Below are 16,576 nucleotides of genomic sequence, written 5' to 3'. Positions count from 1 at the left end.
CCACTAAGCCTCCATTTTCTTTATTCTTACCGGGAGATACAACCATGCAAATAATCCGATCTCAATCAAAAGCAACACAAGTAAAACCAAACTTTCAACAACTGACAAGTGAACCAAACTACACAAAGCGAAGAGAAGCGCTGCGCCAAACAGCAACATCACCATTAATCTCTGCAAAGCAGTTTTTTTATATTTCATTTGTACTGGATAAAGCTGGACCGCACTAATGTAATCAAATTGATTGTACAAGGGAATCATTTGGAACCCAATCAAATAGATAAACAATGCGCTGATACCGATTATAAAGCGAAAGTCATTTAATGAGAACAATAACACACTGCCAACAATCAGCAAGCGGAAAAATAAGCCTCCGAACTCCGCACCACGTAAAGCACCTCTGGCAAATAAATACAAATACGTATTTTCCTGTTTGGAAGAGATTCTAGCTAATAGAAAATCCAAGTATTTACGACGATGGACTTTTGCTTCGACCTCCGGCACATCGGTAAACAAGTTAATGAATTGATAAATACGATGCAACCGCGCATTTTCACGGTCAATCATTTTACTCCAGTCCAGTAGACGCTCTTTTTCTTGAGTTAATGATAAGAAGCAAAACGTCAAAACAAAAGCAAGCACTGTGCCAACCCAGGCGGTAACATAAAGACTAACAAAAATTATCACACCACTGGCAATAAACCATAATAGGAATAATCGCCGTGCTTGCTCATAGGTTTTCTGATAACAAGCTAGTCGTTGTAATCTTAGATGAGAATATTTCAATCCCCACAACATGAATAAATAGAAGAAAAAATTTATGAAGCTGATTTGCTTAGCTAGAACCACTAATGGTAGTAAGGCACCACAAACAAGCAGCTCAACAGCAAATGGAAATGCTAGCGAGTGACGCACTCCGCGACTCAGATAACTACCCATTTCTTTTTCCTTAGGTAATAAAAAGGTCATATCCGCAGGCTCCACCAGTGTGGCTAATTTCCCAAATGGTAAAATAAACCACCACGCAACAGCAACAATCGGCAAACTCCATGGGAAATCTGACGGCAATTGTTTTAATAAATTCGAATAGTAAAAGGCTAGACCGCCAACTAAAAACAAGCACACCAAGACAAAATGATCATTTAACACGTAACGCATATATTTCATCATTTTTTTCTGATGGCGTTGTCGCCTTAATAGAAAAAAATCATGCATGTTCTTTCTCCTTTGTCAGTGCGATATAGATTTCATCTAAAGAAGAGCCAGGTAACTCAAATTCTGTTTGCAGCTCCTGCAGAGTCCCCTGCGCTCGTACTTCCCCTTCATGTAATACGACGAAACGATCACAATACTTTTCAGCCGTCGCCAAAATATGCGTGGACATCAAGATAGCCGCTCCTTGCTCCTTCATCGTCACCATCAGTTCCAACAAAGCGTTGATCGCTAAAGGATCTAACCCTAAGAAGGGTTCATCAATAATGTACAGACTTGGTTGAATCAAGAATGCACACAGAACCATGACCTTTTGCTTCATTCCTTTAGAAAAATTTACAGGAAACCACTCAAGCCGATTTTCTAAACGAAAAGTCTTCAGTAGCGTCTCTGCTCTTTGCATCGCTTCTTCTTTAGGAATACCATAAGCCATCGCCGTCACTTCAATATGTTCTCGTAGAGTCAACTCTTCATATAATGAAGGTGTTTCAGGAATGTAGCCGATTTTTTTTCGATAATTCTCTGGATCCTGTTGTAACGTCAAATTATCTACCGTAATAGTTCCTTTTTGCGGTGTCAATAAACCGATGATGTTCTTGATCGTAGTGGATTTCCCCGCACCATTCAAGCCAATCAAGCCGATCATTTCTCCATTTTGGACTTCAAAATTAATATCTTTTAAAACAGGCAAGTGGCCGTAGCCGCCCGTAACATGCTGAATTTCTAAGCTCATCTTTTTCCCTCCAATTTCTTAGTTAATATTATAGCAGAATCCTACAAATATTTAATGTTCTCCTGACCTTTTCCAGCACAAGTATAACAAGTTATGGTAAAGTAAAAGAAGAATTTACGGCTGTTGTTGAATTTCTTTTCAACAGCGTCGACATAAAATAAAAATCATAATTGATCAGAAAGGATGTTTGCAATGGAAAATTGTATTTTTTGTAAAATCATCGACCAAGAAATCCCTAGCTACAAAATTTATGAGGATGAAAAAGTTTATGCCTTTTTAGACATCTCACAAGCGACAATGGGCCATACTCTTGTTGTTCCAAAACAACACGTTACTGATATTTTTGAGTATGATGAGACATTAGCCGCAGAGGTTTTTGCACGGATTCCTAAAATTGCTCGTGCCATTGAGAAAGCTTTTCCTGAGATGGAAGGACTAAACATCCTAAATAATAATAAAGAATTAGCTTATCAATCAGTCTTCCATTCTCACGTGCACTTAGTTCCTCGTTATAGTAAAAACGATGACTTTTCCATTCACTTCGGTAATCATGCGGAGCAGCAGTCTCCCGAAGAAATGCAAGCGATCGCTGATAAGATCAAGGAGCAGGTGAAATAAATGAGCTTTTTTAAAGGAATTCTATTTGGTGCCGGTCTTGGGACACTAGGCGGTCTTCTGTTAGCTCCTCGAAAAGGGGAAGAAACAAGAGAGAAACTAATTACGAATACTCGAGAACTTGTTGAATTAACAGACGAACTTAATGATAATTTGACCGATTTTAGAGAGTCACTGGTGACTCTAAAAGGAACATTTGATACGCTGGTCCCTGCCTTTAAATCAGGGGTTGAGAAAGATATTGAAGAGTTTCGCTTCCAAGCAGAGCCTCGCATTCAACAAATTCAGGCTCAAATAGAAAAAATCAATCAAGCATTGCCTCAAGTAGAAGAAACAACAGTCATAAAAAAAGGGCGCTTCTCTTTAGAACGTCCGATTGAATAATAGTAAGGATTAAGTTGGTTCACTTAAGTAATTATGTCTTTATTATGAATTTTCTCGGAAACTATTTTTACCCCCCTTTCCTTTACATTTTTAGGTGTGTTATAGTTGAAAAGGAATAACAAACGTATGTAAATTAAATTTTAGGAGTTGTAGCAAAGAAATGAAAAAAAAGATTCTTTTAGCCACTGCTGGCTTACTTAGCGTAGTTGTACTGGGGGCTTGTTCAGGAAGTTCTAATCAAGACATCGCAACAATGAAAGGCGGAAAAATTACCGTCGAAGATTTCTATAATGAAGCGAAAAAAGAACAAACAAACCAAAGTTTAGTTCGCAATATGATCATCTACAAGGTTTTCGAAAATGCTTATGGTGACAAAGTAACCGATAAGCAAATCGATAAAGAATACGATAAGCAAGCAAAACAATTAGGCGACAGTTTCGAAAGCCAATTGAAATCTGCTGGCTATACAAAAAAATCTTATAAAGAGTATTTGAAACAATCACTAGCTTTCCAAGAAGGTTTGAAATCTCACGTGAAGATCACAGATAAGGATCTAAAATCTGCTTGGGATTCATTCCATCCAGAAGTAACTGCACGTATTATTTTGGCAAGCAGTGAAGATGAAGCAAAAGAAATCAAGAAACAACTAGATGACAAAGGCGATTTTGCTAAAATCGCAAAAGAAAAATCACAAGATTCAACAACAAAAGAAGATGGTGGAGAAATCAAATTTGATTCACAATCATCGACCGTTCCATCTGAAGTCAAAGAAGCAGCCTTCAAATTGAAGAATGGCGAAGTTTCTGATGTAATTACTGCGATGGATTCATCTACTTACCAATCAAGCTACTACATTGTCAAAATGGAGAAAAACTCTTCTAAGGGCAATGACATGGATAAATACAAAAAAGAATTGAAACAAATTGCTGAAGATACAAAAATTGCTGACCAAACCTTCTCTTCTGAGGTTATCGCAAAAGAATTGAAGAAAGCCAACGTGAAGATCAAAGATGATTCATTCGAAAATATTTTATCTGACTTCTTAACAACAAATAGTTCAAGCAAAAAGGCTACAACTGAGTCAACAAAATAATTCGTATAAAGCAAAAGGGGAATTCCAAGCGGAGTTCCCCTTTTTTAGTTATTCATGCTACAATAAAGTAGCGAATACTTATAGTAAGAGGATGGGTGAACAACGCATGAAAAAATTTGCCTCTAAAGAAGCAGAAAAAGATTATTATGAACACGAAGCGGATGAAGCTGAATTCGTCGCTTGGTATAAAGAACAAGATCATCCCGAATATGACAAGCCTTCTGTCACCGTTGACATTGTCATTATGGGCTATAACAAGGAAGAGGATCAGCTGAAAATATTACTGATTCAACGTCGTGGAAACCCCTATCGTAATTCTTGGGCATTGCCTGGCGGCTTCGTCGAACGCAATGAATCGACTAATGATAGTGTCCGCCGTGAAACAGCTGAAGAAACGGGCTTGGTAATTGGCAGAAAAAATGTCGAACAGCTCCACACCTTCAGTTCACCGAATCGTGACCCTCGTGGTTGGGTTATTACCGTTAGTTATTTGGCTTTTATCGGACAAGTTCCTCCGACTGCTGGAGATGACACGCAAGATGCCCGCTGGTTTAACATGGAACGTCATGGAGAAACGATCTACTTAACTAGTGAGGATAATATTTCTATTGAAATTGACTTAGAGACTGGAAAATCCATTGGTAAAGACACCTTAGCTTTTGACCACAATGAAATCATTCGTAAAGCCTTTAACCGAGTGGTGAATAAAATGGATCATGAACCACTAATTCTACAAGTTTTAGGAGATGAATTCACCATCACTGAAGCACGCAAGGTGTTTGCGAAATTTTTAGGGGTTGATTTCAAAACAGTAGATCATTCTAATTTCAAAAAAGCAATGCTGCAATATTTTGATGAAATTGGTGAACGCCCTGTCGGAATTGGCCGTCCTTCAAAGATTTACCGTTTAAAAGACGAGATTGGTGAAAAAAAATAAAATTTTTACTTACATGAAATTGAAAACTGTGTATATAATGGAAAAAGCAAAAAACGTCTTTCCATAACGCAGTGAAGATTCCCAAAGTGGTCATCGTAGCGAGTTATACGATGGCCGCTTTTTTGTGAGTTCTGCCTTTCGCAGACAATCAAATAATGAAACGAATACATTCTTTGCTACATTTTATTTAAAGTTCCGTTTGATATATAGCTTCCACTAATATCTTTGTTCAGGTTATCGAAAAACGTTTTCTTTCTATAAAAGTTGCTGTATTCAAATTAATAGGAGGATTTTTATGCCAAGTAATAAAAGGGAAAGTTTTGTTTATACAATTATGATGTGTTTTGTGATGGTGTTCTGGATGAGCTTGTACAATATTTATTTGCATTCAGGAGCCTTCACTTTCGAAGTTCTTAAATCAGCATGGCTCGGCTTGCCGCTAGGTTATTGCTGTGCTTTACTGTTGGATTGGTTTGTCGTTTCGGGTCCTGCAAAAAAAATAGCCTTTAAACTTCTACCAACCTTTGCTAGCCCTTTACGTAAAATTTTAACCATTTCCAGCTGCATGGTTTTGCCGATGGTCTTTTTTATGTCACTATATGGTACGCTTGAGGTACTAAGCCAAACCCACGAATGGCATTTGCTATTCATTATTTGGGGAACGAACATTTTGAAAAATCTTGTTATGGCTCTACCATTTCAAATACTAATCGCAGGTCCACTTGTTCGCAAAGTTTTCAGAAGAGTTTTCCCTGTAGGAACAATCACAGCCTAAAGAAAAAAACAGTCGGAAACACATTATTCGTGTTTCCGACTGTTTTGCTTAATGAGTGTTGCTAATTGTTCAGTGACGATATATACCTGCTTTTCAAGAATTGCCACTCGCTTTTCTAACTCATCGTTTGAATTCTGTCCTCGCTCCTTTTTTTGAGGAGAATATCTTCTCGGTAACCCTGATGACTCATAGCGCTCTAAAAGCTCTGGAATTCTTTGATTGTCAACGATGACTTGTGTCGTAATCAAGATCTCGCCATCTTCGGTGACCCGCCGATTTGTACTAGTCTCCATTCCTTCTAGCGCATTTGGTCCTACCATGTAACCTGTTAGTTCCTTTACAATCATTTAATTTTCCTTTAACCAGCCATAAAACGTATTTTGATTGAGTCCGTATTCTCTTTTAATCTCGATTAATTTCATTCTGACCTCCCTATTTACTAAAAAGATACGCAAAAAGAGCTATATTGCTAAATTATCCAAAATTTCTTGATAGCGTTCCGTTGCCAGATCACTCGTTTGGTCTTTTTTACAAAAATTCAATTTTCGTAATTTAGGAACAACTCGTTCCACAATGATTTGTCCATCCTTCGTTTTTTCCTTCAGTGCTTCAAATGCTTCTTTGAAACGTACATCCTGTCGGGCCTTTTCATAAAAGGACAGTACATAGAGATAATAAAAGAGATCATATCCACGAAACGGATACTCTACCTGCATAAATAAGGTTCCGATTCCATAGTGGCAAGGACCAATTGGAGCTTTTGTCTCCCAATGGTGCAACAAAAACTCTACCGCATCATCGAGTTCCGCTTCTTCAATGAATTTTGTCCGACGAAAGAGCTCTAATGCATTTAGTGTTGGTAATGGATTAGAAAACTCTGTCTCTGGTCCTCGTCCAAAATAAAATTTTTTGCACCACCAGCCGCCGGCTTCGTATCGAGTCGAGAGCAAATGCTCTTGTGTTTGCTTCATTCGCGGATCATCCTCGTGTCCCAAACGAACCAAAAGAGTCGCTGCCGGGATCGTTTGACAGGGGAAAACGGCGCCTTTTGGATAAAGTTTAAATTCACCAGGTTCGCGCCAACTATCCCATATAAGTTCTGCTACCTGCTGCAGAATTTCTTCCTGCGGATCCATCCCTAACTCCAATAGGTATTCCACTGATTCTAAACAAGAAAACGGAGCCCCTTTGCCTAATCGCCTATCCTCTGTCGTCCAATAATCCCATCCTTGATCATAACGATGAGCTAAAATTGCTTGAATGTCTGCTGCTTTATCCATTTTATTCTCCTTGAATACCCTTTCTTTTCAGTGTATCATAGACATTCTAGCTATTTCATGATTAATTAAAAAAACTTCCTCACTAAAAATGAGGAAGTAAACTGTTTATTTCGCTGTTGCTTTTTTCATTTGTTTACTGCGTAATTGTCCGCAAGCTGCGTCAATGTCTGTTCCATGTTCCTTACGAATCACACAATTGATTCCATTCTTTTTCAAAACATCGTAAAAGCGTAAAACATCTGCTTTACTGCTACGTGAATATTGGTCATGTTCACTGACTGGATTATAAGGAATCAGGTTCACATAAACTAATTTTTTCTTGTTCTTCATCAGATCTGCCAATTCCTGTGCGTGATCTGGTCGATCGTTTACTCCAGAAAGCATGATGTATTCAAAGGTGACTCGACGATTTGTTTCTTCTATATAATAGTCAACGGCTTCCATCAATTTTTCGATGGGGAAACTACGATTGATTCGCATGATTGATGAACGAACCTCGTTATTAGGCGCATGCAGTGAGATTGCCAAGTTCACCTGTAAGCCATTTTCTGCGAACTTCTTGATCTTAGGAACCAAACCACTTGTGGAAACCGTGATGTGGCGTGCACCGATTGCCATCCCCTTATCATCATTAATCACATTTAGAAAGTCCATGACATTTTTATAATTATCAAATGGCTCGCCGATCCCCATAACCACGACATGGGAAACACGTTCCTCTTCTCTGCGTTCATCAAAATAATGCTGTACTAACATAATCTGGGCAACGATTTCTCCCGCAGTCAAATCACGCTGCTTCTTTAATAATCCCGAAGCACAGAAGGTACAACCGATATTGCAGCCCACTTGAGTCGTAACACAGACAGACAATCCGTATTCTTGACGCATCAAAACAGTTTCGATCATCAAATGATCAGGTAATTCAAATAAATACTTGACCGTTCCATCGCTGGCTTCCTGCACAACTAATTGCTTTAATGGATTGATAATAAAATTTTCTTCTAACAGAGCAATCGTTTTTTTCGATAGGTTGCTCATCTCCGCAAATTCAGTTACACGGCTGCGATATAGCCATTCCCATACCTGTGTGGCACGGAATTTCTTCTCTCCATGTTCTAAAAACCATTCGACCAATTCTTCTCTTCTTAAACCATAAATTGAGGGTTTTTCCAAGGTGTTACCTCCTACTACATTCTACCGAAGCGCTCGCTCATTATTAAAGTACAAGCAAGCTCACTAACAAGATCAGAAATTTCAAAAAATTTCTCTTCGTACGTCTTCCGCTTTTCGTAACATTCGAAAAATGGCGACATTCGCTACATACTATAACCGATTCACAAGGAGAAAACAATCAACTTTGGAAAAAAGAAAAGAATTCACAAACTACGGTGTTCCAGAAAAAAAGAGAGGTAGTTAACCTCTCATTCCAATCCGTCAATATTTGCAGCAATCCCCTCACGTTCAAATAGTTCCTTAATCGTATCAACTTCTGTCTGAGTCAAGGTCTGAGCCTCTTTCATGTGATATTCCCAACCAAGATACTCATATTTACTGCTACCATATTGATGAAATGGCAACAAATGTACTTCTGTTACCTTTCGTGCAGTCAAAAATCTAATTAACTGCTGAATATTGCTCTTATTCGTCGTGTATGAAGGGATTAATGGAATTCTCGGAATTACTTGGAGCTGCGTTTGTGTTAAAAGATAGTCAAAATTTTCTTCTACGATTCTAGAATCCAATCCGATAACTTTTTTTGCTTCGCAATGGTCCATAATCTTCAAGTCGAATAGTACTTGATCAACTACAGGAGCAATCTTCTTTAGTCGTTCAACTGGAAAACACCCAGTTGTTTCGATGGCCGTATGAATACCAAGGTCTCTCAACTCCCGTAAAAATTTTTCGGAAAAATCAGCTTGCATTAAAACTTCCCCACCAGATAAGGTTACACCGCCGCCAGACGTGCGGTAAAAAATCTCATCCTTCAGTACTTCATCTAGCAAGTCGTCGATTGAACGCCATTGCCCAATTTGTTCTGTTTTGCCATTTTTCTTCCAGCTAGCAGGCTCTACATTTTTTTGTGACTCAGGATTGGAACACCAAGGACAGCGCAATGGACAGCCCTTTAAGAAAATCAATGTACGAATCCCGCCGCCATCATGTACAGAATAACGTTGAATATTAAAAACTAAGCCTTGATCCATTTCTATCCCTCATCCTACAATTGATGTTCGACACGCGCGATAATGTCATCCTGAATTTGTTTGTTCAAATCTACGAAAAAAGCACTGTAGCCTGCGACACGAACCAATAAACCTGAATACTTTTCTGGCTGCTTTTGTGCCTCCAGCAAGGTTTCTTTTGATTGAACATTGAATTGAACATGTTGAATTTTTAATTTAGTAAACGCCATTAAGAAGTCCGCAAATTTGTTTAACCCCTGCTGTCCCTTCAAAGTGTTTGGCTGAAACTTCAAATTCAACAAGCTGCCATTGACGGTCAAATAATTATCTAGCTTGCTGACTGATTTTAATACCGCGGTAGGCCCTAAATGATCTCTTCCAACCATCGGTGATAAACCGCCGTCAGCTAATTGTTCCTGTGCTTTACGTCCGTCAGGTGTCGCACCGACTGCTTCTCCTAATGGTATATGAGCAGATACTGTATAAGCACCCGGGATAAATTTACCGCCTCTTACATTTTCGTATTTTTCTAACTCTTTAGCATAATGACGAAACAACTTTGCTGCAATAATATCTAGCTCTTCATCATCATTGCCGAATTTTTCAAAGTCTTGAATCACATGTGTTTGCAAGTCAGCATACTCGCCTGAAAAGTTTGCTTCTAACGCCTCTACTAACTGACTAAAGCTCATCTCTTTCTTTTCAAAAACCATTTTTTTGATAACATAGAGAGAGTCACTTAGATTAGCCTCGCCGATGCCTTGCACTCCTGAGAAATTATAACGTGCGCCGCCTTCTGTAACGTCTTTGCCCTTTGCTAAACAATCATCGATCAACACAGATAAAAAGGGTGTCGGCGCATAATGGCGGTGACCTAAGTCAACAATGTTTGAGCCCTTGACTACTAGTTCAACATAATAATCAATTTTCTTCTCAATTGTCTCAACTAGCTGCTCGTAGGTTAATTCAGTGTCCGCTCTCAGCTCATACATACTCAATTCCATAATCCTTAGTAAGTTAAACAGTGCGATATCGTGCAGTCCATAAGTTTTCCCAGGAATTGAAGTCTCTACACAGCCCACCGTCGCGTAATCCCGAGCATCATCAAGGGACACTCCTTTGCTCAAAAAGGCTGGAACACAAACCTCATCGTTAAATAATTGTGGAATGCCTGTCCCCAACCGAATCGTCTCGACAGTTTTAAGCAAAAAACGTCTGGGAATTAATTCGTTCATACGTACCGATAAGTTTGGCTGAGGCAACAAGATTTCATGATAAAGCTCCAACATTACAAAAGATAGCGGGTTTACCGAAGTATGTCCTAATTCATCTAGTCCACCTAAAACAACCGTATAGCCTGTTGGAAATCCAGCAAAACATTTGGCACTGCTCTCTGAACGTAGAAGTACGACATCATTGGTTTTAATATAAAAGTCTCCCAGAACTTCATAGAGAAATTTTTCATCCACTCCTGTTTGCAGTGACATTTGATAAAAAGGATACAAATATTGATCCATTCTCCCCAAAGAAAGGGATGAAGCATTTGATTCATATTGGCCTACAATACTGGTCATCCATAATAATTGCAGCGCTTCGTAAAAAGAAGAGGGCTTTTCAATACTTAGTTTGCGACACATTTCAGCGATTGTTCGCAGTTCCCGACATCGTTGCTGGTCTTTTTCACTTCTACTGCTCTCTTCTGCCAATTCTGCATAGCGGATAAAATGATCTCTCATCGCTGTAAATACGATTTTACCTGCCTGATAGAAATAATTATCTGGTTCTTCGCTGATTTTATTTTCTAACAAAACAAGATAACTCCCAATCCCTCGCGATAAAATTCCTGAGAAATCCATAATGATATGACCTTGCCCCTTATCCGTTTGGTTCAGCTTGAAAACTTCATCTTTCAGTGCCATTTTCACTTCATCTGTCAGTTCACCATTGATAAAATCCTTCATCGAACGTTTTTCCCAATAAGGATATAGCTCTTCCCGATAGATTTTTTTATCTGCCTCAGTGAATTCAAATTGATCTTGTGGACGTGAAGCGATCGTATCAATTTCCTGCATAATCCAATAAGGATCCATCTCGGGTGAAAGAATTCCTGACCGTGGACGAACCGTCCGATTTCCCACAAGCAATTCTCCTTCACGAATACTAATTTCCACCTTTTCAAGGATATGAGCGACCGCTTTTGCCCGACGAATAATTGTGGGTTCACCTTCCGTCTGACGATAGCTTTCTGTGTAAAGTAGCGCACGTTCTAAGGAAATTTGGCGTTTCTCTTTGAAGAGATGATCCTTCATCATTTGAATACGTGGGTTCCCTTTCACTACTACATTGGCAATATTTTTTTCATGATTAATAACTCCCGTTCCCAAGTTTTTCACTCCTTTTTTTACTTCTATTTTTCATTAGTATAGAAAGTTTTTTTACTTCAAACCATAGACTTCTTTGAAATACGAGAAAAAAGTTGGATTTGTTCAATTTTTCCCAAGTTTTGGATTGTTTTTGTTGGATTCTCATGCTACCGTAAATGAAAAACGGGAGGATTGATGAATGAAAGCTGCTGAAATCGCAAAACGTCGCAAACAAATCACTGAACTTTTATATCAGCAAAAAGAGATCAAAGTTCGTGAATTAGTGAGAAAATTTCAAGTTTCCGATGAAACCATCCGAAAGGATTTAGCCTATTTAGCTGCGGAAGGCGTTTTAGAAAAAAAACATGGAAAGGCTAGATTGATTTTTGAAAAAGAACTGGCTCCCGTTTTCCAGCGAACGACACAGTTTCCTGAAAAAAACAAACTCACGCAAGCGGCTATGAGTTGTATTACTTCAGAAGATTACACGATTGGTTTAGACCAAGGCAGTACCTTGGCTCTACTCGCTAAAAAAATGCTTTCTTTAGAAGAGAAGCAAATTTTCACTAGCTCTTTAGCCGCCATTACTCAGTTAGCCAACGGTCACCATAAACTTTTTTGTTTCGGCGGTGAATACTCTCCTGATGATATGGCTTTTCGCAATAGTGGTAGTGAGATCTACCCGGATATTCAGTTCGATCTGTGTTTTTTCGGCTCCAGCGGGGTTAAAAATCGTAAAGGTTTTTGCACCTCTTCACTGATTGATGCCGAAGCCAAGCGGCGAATGCTAAAAAAATCTACTAAAACAATCGTTCTGCTTGATCACACAAAGTTTGAAAAGACCTCCCTCGTTCAAGTTTCTCCTTGGTCTGAAGTCGATATCGTTATCTCAAATAAAGAGCTCCCATTAGATTACGAACGAATGATCCGTGCGTATGCAAAATTGATTTTGGTTTAAAAAAGATGCGCCGAGCATTTGTCGGCACATCTTTTTTATTACATAATTTCAATATCCAAATCAAAGTCATCATCAATATTGTCTGTTTTCATTGATTCATCAACAATTGGCTTCTTCAAAGCAATAACGATTCCTGCTGTAATGACAGAACCAATCACTGTTCCGAGAATATAGACGAAGGGATTTTGTGCAACTGGCGCAACTATCCATCCGCCCCATGGCGCTGGATTACCTGCACCTAGAACCATCACTATAGCCGCTCCAATAGCACTACCGATCATATTTGCTGGAATGCAGCGTAGGGGATCTGCTGCAGCGAAGGGGATCGCTCCTTCTGAAATACCCACCATTCCCATAACGATCGCCGCTTTACCTGAATTTCTTTCCTCTACTGTAAATTTCTTAGGTGCAACTATTGTCGCTAATCCCATGGCAAGCGGTGGAATGCAGATCGCCGCTCCAATTCCTGCCATGATCGTTAACGCGGTTTCACTAGGCAAACCAGTTGCAGGATTGATCGTGCCTACCATTGCAGAACCAAAGCTAAACGCTACCTTATTGATTGGACCGCCCATATCGGAAGCAATCATTGCTCCTAAAATTAATCCTAAGACTACCAAATTTCCAGTCCCCATGGATTCCAACCATTTAGTTAATGCCGTCATCAATGTGGCGATTGGCTGACCAATCACCCAATACATCAAAATACCAACGATCAATGTGCCAAATAATGGAATAATAAAAATCGGACCTAATGAACGCAAACTAGATGGCAATTTAATTTTCTTCAGGTAAAAAACCACAACCCCTGCAATGATCCCTGATAAAATCCCGCCTAAAAAACCCGCTCCAATATTTCTAGCGATCAATCCGCCAATAACCCCCGGTGCCAACCCTGGACGATCTACCATTGAAAAGGCAATATAGCCAGATAAAATTGGTACCATCATGCCAAGTCCTGTAATACCAATATTCGCGATGTCGGCTAACCAGCCTTTATCTGGCACAGAAGCATTTCCAGAAAGCAGCACGCTCAGCGCCAATAAAATTCCACCAGCTACAACGAATGGAATCATGTAGGAGACGCCCGTCATCAAATTTTTTCTCGTATTTTTTAATAGTTCTATCATTCCAGTTCCTCCTATTTTGCTAATTTTTGTTGGAGTTTTTTGACAATCGCTTCTCCTTTGTTGATGCAATCACCTGCACTCACACGGACTACTGGTTTTCCTTTGAAGCGTTCTTCGTTTTTAATTCCGATGTTATTGGTCAAAATCACCGCATCCGCACTTTGGATCTGATCCATTGATAATTCATCTTCGATTCCGATCGATCCCTGTGTTTCGACATGAATTTCAACGTTGTTCTTTTTCGCCGCTACCTCTAAGCTTTCTGCAGCAAGGTAAGTGTGGGCTACGCCTGATGGACAAGCAGTTACAGCAACTAATTTCATAGTTTTCGCTCCTTTATATCATTTAAATTTGTTTGTATTAACTTTTATACTAAGACGCCTGCCAAGCTGTCATTAAGCAGTTCGACGATTTCGCGATCACTTGAAGCCTGTTTTAAAGTGTCACGAAACTCTTGATGAACTAATTTTCTTGATAATCCAGCGATTATTTTCAAATGCTGATCCCCTTGACATTCTTCTGGAACTGCCAATAAAAAGACTAATCCAACACTTTCACCATCAAGACTTTGCCAATCGATTTTATTGTTCAAGCGTCCGAAGGCTACGGTTGTCTCTTTGACATGGGGACTTTTTCCATGAGGAATCGCGATCCCAAAGCCGATACCTGTTGTCGTTAAATTTTCTCGTTCCACGACACTTTCAATGTATCCGGCATGATTATGTAGTCGTCCTGCCTGATTAATTCGATCTGCTAGAATACTGATGGCACTCATTTTTGAGTCCGCATCAACTGCTAAATCAACTAATTCTTCGTTAATTACTTGCATGTTTTACCTCCTGATAATATTGTTATAAATCTCTTTTGCATTTCTTTCTGCCAAAAAATTTGTCAACTGTTTCTCTGATTGGACGATTTTATGAATATCAGTAATTACACCACGAACAAGCTTACGGTCATTTTTTGCAATACACATTAAAAATACATAGTGTACTTTTCGCTGGTCCCAAATAATCGGCTGTTCAAGAGTGACGACGGCAATTTTCGTTTGCAGAACATTTTGAGGAGACGCATGAGGAATTGCTACACCTGTTGCTAGTGCCGTTTCACCAATTGCCTCACGGTCAAAGACTTCTCTGCGAAAAGCCCTTGTGACTATCTGCTTCTTCTCTAAACGATCAATCAACCAATGTAAACAAACTTCCTTATCTGAAAATTTTTTCTGTGTGTAAATATACTCCAAGTCAATTACCTTCTTCAAAATAGGTAATTTGATTTCCTCGGCTTCCTCTGCATCTTCTGAATAAAATAAATGTGCGTAAAATGCTGTGATATTTTTAATATCTTCTTGGGTAACTAAGGTAGAAACCGTAATAATTGGTTTATTTATCTTTTCTAACTTAATGGAAGAAATGACCAGATCAACATTGCTCAAATTTTTCTTATAAAGTTTATCTACTGTTGTAACTTCAGCCGTATCCTGTGCCGGTAAGATTCGTTTAATTTTATTAAAAATCAATTCGGAAGTGCCGATACCGTTTGGACAAACGATTAAAATCTTTTTACCATTTTGACTTTTTTCCAATGAAACTTGAAAATACATTGCTACTAAAGCGACTTCCTCATCATTAAATTGGACACCCAATTTTTCTTCCACATTTGCCAACGCATACCACGTTGCACTGAAAGTAATTCCATACTGATTCCTGATTTCTTCGACCAATGGATTCGTAATCACGATCCCCATTTTTAATCGATAGACCATCGGAACAAAATGACTGGCAAATCGTTCAGATAGTTGCGTGTCTGCTAAGAAATCAATTTGCATCATTTCACTCATATTTTTTAAAATCGCTTGGATCGTGCTTGCATATTTCTCATAACGCTTCTGTTCTTTCGTATTTGGCTTGACTCCGTACCCGACTAACTGACGATTCACATAGGAAACATCGTCTTCGTCGAAATCAACCGTTATGACTTCCGCAACCTTTTCTAATAACTCATTTGCCATCAAAAACGTATCAATCAATTTTATTTGATCAAATAGAAACTCTTTTTCCTCGATATGTTTCCCTTTACTCAACCGAAAACAAAAGACAAGTAGTCGAATAACGAGCGATTTTACATACTGTTCTGGAATACAGAAATCTGTTTGACTTCTCCACTTCCTTACTTGTTCCAATAAAACTTTGACTAATTGTTGTGGGAGCAACTGAAATAATACGTATTGCGTTGCTTCATCAAAAAGCTGATCCGAATCAATGCCATGAGCCTCCAAATAATCTTCGCAAAAACGAAAGAGACCATTCTGGATTTCTTCCTCATTCCCGATGATTTTCGTACCACGCTTTGAAGATGACAACACCAAACGATACTTTTCAGTAATTTTCTCCAAATCGCTAACAATTGAGCTCGGGCTCACATGAAACTGTCTTGCGAGCTTCTGCTGCGTCACAGTCTTTTCCTCGATCAATAGTTGTTTCACAATCTGCCATTGACGTTCCTGCGATTCAACCACAGCTTCTTGACTGGCTCCGGTAATTTGTTCTAAAAAGTGCAGTTTCGCTTCGACTGTACCTCTTAAATGAATACCAAGCCGTGGTTTCTTTTCTAAGAAAAGCTGTTCCTTTGATAACAAAGCTTGAATCTTTTCCAAATCAGAATAAATAGTTCGGTTTGATTTTTCCAACTTCTCTGAATAAAAAGACACCGGCAGATATTGCTCATTCTGTACAAGTAAATGGATTAATTTTTTTTGCCGTGGATTCAACCCTTTCATTTTTATTCCTCCAATTGTAAGCGCTTATCAATCTAACAAAAAGATAGCACAGGGTTTTTCTATTGTATAACACATAAAAGTTACACATTAATGTTGAAATTTATTCTTTCCATCAATTTCAAGTCTAAATATTTCTT

At 38.8% G+C, this 16,576-nt stretch carries 17 protein-coding genes; 6 read left to right on the top strand and 11 right to left on the bottom strand.

The features are described 5' to 3' along the window. Positions 1 to 3: 3 nt before the first annotated feature. Complete coding sequence (locus RV13_RS06395) at positions 4 to 1,212, bottom strand: ABC transporter permease (RefSeq protein WP_010746562.1); 1,209 nt, start codon at positions 1,210 to 1,212, stop codon at positions 4 to 6. Then, a complete protein-coding gene (locus RV13_RS06390) occupies positions 1,205 to 1,942 on the bottom strand; it encodes an ABC transporter ATP-binding protein (RefSeq protein ID WP_010746563.1) in 738 nt (245 codons plus the stop codon). The genes RV13_RS06395 and RV13_RS06390 overlap by 8 nt, the downstream gene beginning before the upstream one ends. A gap of 192 nt (positions 1,943 to 2,134) precedes the next feature. On the opposite strand from RV13_RS06390, the gene RV13_RS06385 reads away from it, so the two are divergent. The 5 genes from RV13_RS06385 to RV13_RS06365 all read left to right on the top strand — a co-directional run bounded on the left by RV13_RS06385 (position 2,135) and on the right by RV13_RS06365 (position 5,746). Continuing rightward, positions 2,135 to 2,560 (top strand): HIT family protein, encoded by a 426-nt coding sequence (locus RV13_RS06385; RefSeq protein ID WP_010746564.1) that lies wholly within the window; start codon positions 2,135 to 2,137, stop codon positions 2,558 to 2,560. Beyond that, on the top strand, positions 2,561 to 2,941 hold the full coding sequence (locus tag RV13_RS06380; protein WP_010746565.1) for a YtxH domain-containing protein: 381 nt from the start codon (positions 2,561 to 2,563) through the stop codon (positions 2,939 to 2,941). A gap of 160 nt (positions 2,942 to 3,101) precedes the next feature. Then, positions 3,102 to 4,034 carry a peptidylprolyl isomerase gene (locus tag RV13_RS06375; RefSeq protein ID WP_010746566.1) on the top strand — a complete coding sequence of 311 codons (933 nt, stop codon included), beginning with the start codon at positions 3,102 to 3,104 and terminating at the stop codon, positions 4,032 to 4,034. Between the two features lie 106 nt (positions 4,035 to 4,140). Next, positions 4,141 to 4,971 carry an NUDIX hydrolase gene (locus tag RV13_RS06370; protein WP_010746567.1) on the top strand — a complete coding sequence of 277 codons (831 nt, stop codon included), beginning with the start codon at positions 4,141 to 4,143 and terminating at the stop codon, positions 4,969 to 4,971. A gap of 295 nt (positions 4,972 to 5,266) precedes the next feature. After that, a complete protein-coding gene (locus RV13_RS06365) occupies positions 5,267 to 5,746 on the top strand; it encodes a DUF2798 domain-containing protein (RefSeq protein ID WP_010746568.1) in 480 nt (159 codons plus the stop codon). A gap of 23 nt (positions 5,747 to 5,769) precedes the next feature. Here RV13_RS06365 and RV13_RS06360 read toward each other — a convergent pair whose 3' ends face one another. The 5 genes from RV13_RS06360 to RV13_RS06340 all read right to left on the bottom strand — a co-directional run bounded on the left by RV13_RS06360 (position 5,770) and on the right by RV13_RS06340 (position 11,593). Beyond that, positions 5,770 to 6,093 carry a hypothetical protein gene (locus tag RV13_RS06360; protein ID WP_010746569.1) on the bottom strand — a complete coding sequence of 108 codons (324 nt, stop codon included), beginning with the start codon at positions 6,091 to 6,093 and terminating at the stop codon, positions 5,770 to 5,772. Positions 6,094 to 6,207: 114 nt separating this feature from the next. Beyond that, positions 6,208 to 7,026: a hypothetical protein gene (locus RV13_RS06355; RefSeq protein ID WP_010746570.1), complete on the bottom strand. Its 819-nt coding sequence runs from the start codon at positions 7,024 to 7,026 to the stop codon at positions 6,208 to 6,210. 105 nt (positions 7,027 to 7,131) lie between these two features. Next, positions 7,132 to 8,199, bottom strand: a complete 1,068-nt coding sequence (rlmN, locus tag RV13_RS06350) for a dual-specificity RNA methyltransferase RlmN (RefSeq protein ID WP_010746571.1) — start codon at positions 8,197 to 8,199, stop codon at positions 7,132 to 7,134. Positions 8,200 to 8,447: 248 nt separating this feature from the next. Then, entirely contained in the window at positions 8,448 to 9,230 is a 783-nt protein-coding gene (locus RV13_RS06345; RefSeq protein ID WP_010746572.1) for a glycyl-radical enzyme activating protein, read from the bottom strand. 14 nt (positions 9,231 to 9,244) lie between these two features. Next, positions 9,245 to 11,593, bottom strand: coding sequence for a formate C-acetyltransferase (locus tag RV13_RS06340; protein WP_010746573.1), 2,349 nt, complete (start codon positions 11,591 to 11,593; stop codon positions 9,245 to 9,247). 178 nt (positions 11,594 to 11,771) lie between these two features. Between RV13_RS06340 and RV13_RS06335 the strand changes: the two genes are divergently transcribed. Continuing rightward, positions 11,772 to 12,530 carry a DeoR/GlpR family DNA-binding transcription regulator gene (locus RV13_RS06335; RefSeq protein WP_010746574.1) on the top strand — a complete coding sequence of 253 codons (759 nt, stop codon included), beginning with the start codon at positions 11,772 to 11,774 and terminating at the stop codon, positions 12,528 to 12,530. A 38-nt stretch (positions 12,531 to 12,568) separates the two neighbouring features. Here RV13_RS06335 and RV13_RS06330 read toward each other — a convergent pair whose 3' ends face one another. The 4 genes from RV13_RS06330 to RV13_RS06315 are packed head-to-tail and all read right to left on the bottom strand — an operon-like array spanning position 12,569 to position 16,439. Then, the gene (locus RV13_RS06330) at positions 12,569 to 13,660 is read right to left on the bottom strand and encodes a PTS fructose transporter subunit EIIC (RefSeq protein ID WP_010746575.1); all 1,092 of its coding nucleotides are present in this window, start codon (positions 13,658 to 13,660) and stop codon (positions 12,569 to 12,571) included. 11 nt (positions 13,661 to 13,671) lie between these two features. Continuing rightward, positions 13,672 to 13,983 (bottom strand): PTS fructose-like transporter subunit IIB, encoded by a 312-nt coding sequence (locus tag RV13_RS06325; RefSeq protein ID WP_010746576.1) that lies wholly within the window; start codon positions 13,981 to 13,983, stop codon positions 13,672 to 13,674. A gap of 44 nt (positions 13,984 to 14,027) precedes the next feature. Continuing rightward, positions 14,028 to 14,489 carry a PTS sugar transporter subunit IIA gene (locus RV13_RS06320; RefSeq protein ID WP_010746577.1) on the bottom strand — a complete coding sequence of 154 codons (462 nt, stop codon included), beginning with the start codon at positions 14,487 to 14,489 and terminating at the stop codon, positions 14,028 to 14,030. A 3-nt stretch (positions 14,490 to 14,492) separates the two neighbouring features. Beyond that, complete coding sequence (locus RV13_RS06315) at positions 14,493 to 16,439, bottom strand: BglG family transcription antiterminator (RefSeq protein WP_010746578.1); 1,947 nt, start codon at positions 16,437 to 16,439, stop codon at positions 14,493 to 14,495. Positions 16,440 to 16,576 lie beyond the last annotated feature (137 nt).

It is taken from the genome of Enterococcus raffinosus, assembly GCF_001886185.1.
In the GTDB taxonomy this organism is placed as follows: domain Bacteria; phylum Bacillota; class Bacilli; order Lactobacillales; family Enterococcaceae; genus Enterococcus_A; species Enterococcus_A raffinosus.
Note: the sequence above shows the minus strand (reverse complement) of the source record. Positions and strands in the feature narration are given on the sequence as shown.